At 38.5% G+C, this 3,928-nt stretch carries 4 protein-coding genes; 2 read left to right on the forward strand and 2 right to left on the reverse strand.

What is annotated here, in order from left to right; all coding sequences use genetic code 11:
* Positions 1-269 (reverse strand): hypothetical protein (locus tag AB1414_17080; protein ID MEW6609128.1); only part of this gene is annotated, 269 nt, incomplete at its 3' end.
* A 250-nt stretch (positions 270-519) separates the two neighbouring features.
* Positions 520-2,112: an FMN-binding glutamate synthase family protein gene (locus AB1414_17085; protein ID MEW6609129.1), complete on the reverse strand. Its 1,593-nt coding sequence runs from the start codon at positions 2,110-2,112 to the stop codon at positions 520-522.
* A 160-nt stretch (positions 2,113-2,272) separates the two neighbouring features.
* On the opposite strand from AB1414_17085, the gene AB1414_17090 reads away from it, so the two are divergent.
* Together AB1414_17090 and AB1414_17095 are read left to right on the forward strand one after the other, a co-directional pair.
* Positions 2,273-2,431 (forward strand): hypothetical protein, encoded by a 159-nt coding sequence (locus tag AB1414_17090; GenBank protein MEW6609130.1) that lies wholly within the window; start codon positions 2,273-2,275, stop codon positions 2,429-2,431.
* A 272-nt stretch (positions 2,432-2,703) separates the two neighbouring features.
* Complete coding sequence (locus AB1414_17095) at positions 2,704-3,789, forward strand: fumarate hydratase (GenBank protein ID MEW6609131.1); 1,086 nt, start codon at positions 2,704-2,706, stop codon at positions 3,787-3,789.
* The last annotated feature ends 139 nt before the right edge of the window (positions 3,790-3,928 follow it).

Here is a 3,928-nt window from a genome sequence, read left to right on the forward strand (position 1 = left end):
TCCAGCACATCCCTCATCTGAGTCTCTTTAGGTATTTTTGCTACATTAAAAAGGGTCGTTAAATTGTTCCACTGTGTCTTTTCTTCCAATCGCCGTTGAAACTCAAGCATTGATGAGTCTTGAAAATGCATCATCGCCAAACCACTCATCACACAATCAGTTAAAGAATAATCTGTCTTCCCTGGTTGACGATAATCCGCAATTTCAGAAACCCGAAATGCTACCTGGTTGACTAAACTCTTAAATCTTAAATGCTTCTTGATATGCATAATTATCTTCCCCTCCTTTTTTTTAAGATAGATTATGCCTCTTATTTATATACCACATTTAAGATAAAAAGTCTATATTTTTTTCAAAAAACAAAAATCTTTACGAAAAATATATTTCATAATCCCGAAAAACCCTCATAAATACCCATTTTTTATTTTCACCGAGAATTGCTGTTTAGTCTCAAAAACACAACAGGTCGGATGAAATAATTTCACCCGACCTGTTGATATTTTTTTGTTCTGGCTAAGTCTATCCTTCTAAAATTTTCTCTGCTTCTTGACGGTAAGCATCCATTAAATACGGGATACCTGTAACCTTAGTGCATTCTTCCGTCAACGACATCAGTTCATCTCTGGTAATAGCATTGATATTGAAGCAGCGAGCTCCAGCCATAAGCTGCTGTAAGCCAACCTTAATTTTCTGTGAATAGCTGTAAATGCCAAGTGCGCCCAGAGGAAGATTCTTCATCTCATCTTTGCCCAGCATATTCGTTACTTCCTCATAGCAAACGAAGATTTCATCTACTGTGGTACCAAATTCGCTAACAGTTTTTGGAAGGTCATCTTTTTCAATCCATTCGGCAATATTTTTGCCCACCATACCAGGAATCATCAGGGCTCTACCCATACATACGGCTTTGACAAACGGAGCACCTAAAGCCAATGCCTTAAATACGCCATCTTCGCTGGAAAATCCACCGGCAAAAGCAATATCTGGCACCCTTTCGCCTTTATCCGCTAACTTTTTGCAGAACTCATAGGTAGCGGCATGTAAATAGAGTGAAGGCATACCCCATTCTTCCATCATCCGCCAGGGACTCATACCTGTTCCACCTGGTGCACCATCAACGGTCAACAAATCAATCTTAGCTTTGGCACCCCACTTTATCGCCATCGCCAGCTCTCGCAAACCATAAGCACCAGTTTTCAGGGTAATTCTCTTGAATCCTATCTTGCGTAGTCGCTCTACCTCAGCATAGAATTCTTCCTCTCCGATAAAACCAAGTCGGCTGTGACGCTCAAACTCCTTAATCGCCTTATCCCTGAATGCCGCTTGAATTATCGGGTCTGATGGGTCAGGGGTAACAATGTATCCCCGTTTTTGTAATTCCTGTGCCCGTTCTAAACTCTTTACCTTGATTTCACCACCAATACACTTGGCACCCTGTCCCCATTTAAGTTCAATCGTCTCAAGCCCATGTTTTTTATGGACATACTCAGCTACCCCCAGTCGGGTATCTTCTACATTCATCTGAACCAATATCTCGCCATAGCCTCGATGATAGCGTTTGTAGGTTTCAATTCGTCTATCCATATCCGGTGCATTAACAATCTTCTTATTGGCATCTAATTCCAATTGTGGGTCAATACCACAAACATTTTCTCCACAAACTAATGTTACGCCACTGATAGCGGCGCCAACCGCAAAGTGTTCCCAATTACGACGGGCAATTTCAGTTGAACCAAGTGCCCCTGTAAAAATAGGCACCTGCATCTTAACTTTAATATCCCATCCATATTCGGTCTCTGTATTGACTGCTGGAAAGGTAGCTGTATCCGGGGCTCCAATTACTCCCTCTGGTAATCCTTTAGCACCTAAAGCATAACCCTGAATATTGAGATGTGAGTAATCAACCGGGTAGTTTTTATCACCACCTGCCGTTATTTCACCAAACGGACCTGGATAGATAACCTCTCTGCCACGAAAGCTTGATTTAAACACCTCGCAGTTGCCTCGACAACCATCTATACAGCGGGTACACAAGCCACTCATTGGAACTACACTTCGAGAACGATTGGAAGTTCTGGTGGCATCATTAGCATTTGGTTGTTGTAAATTCATTTCTTAACCTCCTTGTGAGTCAACACCTTATAAAAAAACAAAAAAGGTGTCCTATCTCTTGTTAATTGTTTAGTTAGACACCTTTGTCTTTTGATTCAATAAATCTCTCTAATACGCCATTGTATCAGACTATAAAATATGATAGCATAAGATTAAAATTTTGTCAAGTGTTTTTTTGCCGGTAACTATTCACGAAGGACACGAAATGGAATTTAGTAAGCGTTCAGGTGGTGTAACAAAAGGAGATGTGGAGATTAAGGAGATAGGGAGATTATTATTAAAAAAATTGAAATTAATACTCGATGTTCAAGTTTTTTAAAGGTATAAAGATTTAACCGCAAAGAGCACAAAGGAAAGTTTCGCAAAGGACGCAAAGAAAGAAAAAGAGGTCTATAAACGAAAACGAACTTTCAAATATTGTTAATTGCTTATAAATTTCAATGTATTAAGACTCAAGGAAGGAATTAAAAGGGTGGTGAACAACCTATAATCTCTGCGTTCTTTGCGGTTGATTTCTTTGCGTTCTTTGCGGTTAAAAAAGGATAAACCACTTAATCTTAAAAAAACTTGAATATCGAGTAATAGAAATTTATGGAAATTTGTTGTTTCCCACAATCAATTTCTACCTATTTTTGCTTCGCAACATTCTTCGAATTCTATAAATTTCAATCTATTTCTATTATCTTATCTCCATATCACCCTTATCTCCTTATCCCCTTTCGGACACTTTTGATATATAGCCTGAACGGTTACGATATTTTTAAAAAATTCTCGGTCAGCCTCTTGACAACCATAAACTTTTATGATAAAGTAGTTCTAAGGAGCAATGATATTTTGCGAAAAATACAGTCACAAACAATTACAAAAATAGTAAAGGATTTATGTATCAAGGCTAATCTGGAGTTACGAGGAGATGTCGTATCAACCCTGGAGAAAGGCTTAAATAATGAAGATAATCCCAGGGCAAAAAGGATATTGCAAATATTAATCGAAAATGCTTCTCTTGCCAGAGAGAAAAAATTGCCTATTTGCCAGGATACAGGTGTTGCCATCGTATTTATTGATATTGGTCAGGATGTCCAGATTATTGGAGATGATTTATTTTCCGCCATTAATCAAGGAATAAAACTTGGATATGAGGACGGATCTTGTCGAAAATCAGTTGTTAATGACCCAATCATAAGAGAAAACACTAATGATAATACACCAGGAATTATTCACTATAATTTTATCACTGGTGATAAACTAAAGATTACTGTTATGCCAAAAGGCTTTGGTTGTGAGAATAGAAGTTGTATTAAAATGCTTCTGCCAACGGCAGAGATTGGTGAAATAAAAAAGGTAATTATTGATGCGGTAAAAGACGCCGGCCCAGATGCCTGTCCCCCTTTTGTCTTAGGCATAGGGCTTGGTGGAACAATGGATAAAGCCGCTCAACTTTCTAAAGAGGCACTACTTTCTCCCATTGATAAATCATCTTTGCAAACTCATATTGCCAGATTAGAACAAGAAATCTTCGAAGAGGTAAATAGCCTGAATATTGGTCCAATGGGATTAGGTGGTAAGACAACGGTTTTAGGTGTTAATATCCTGACTTATCCAACACATATTGGCGGACTGCCAGTTGCCATAAATATCAATTGCCATGCGTTACGAAGCGCAAGTTGTTATGTGTGATGTGGTGCGTATAATATAGCGGTTATTAACTGGAAGTTTACATAGGATAATACCCATAAATAAGGCATGAGAATAATCGTTCCGTTAGGAACATAATATCGGTAGGAATAGATAGACAAATCAATCAGTTCCGTAGGAA

It is taken from the genome of bacterium (assembly GCA_040755795.1).
Classification (GTDB): Bacteria; UBA9089; CG2-30-40-21; order CG2-30-40-21; family SBAY01; genus JBFLXS01.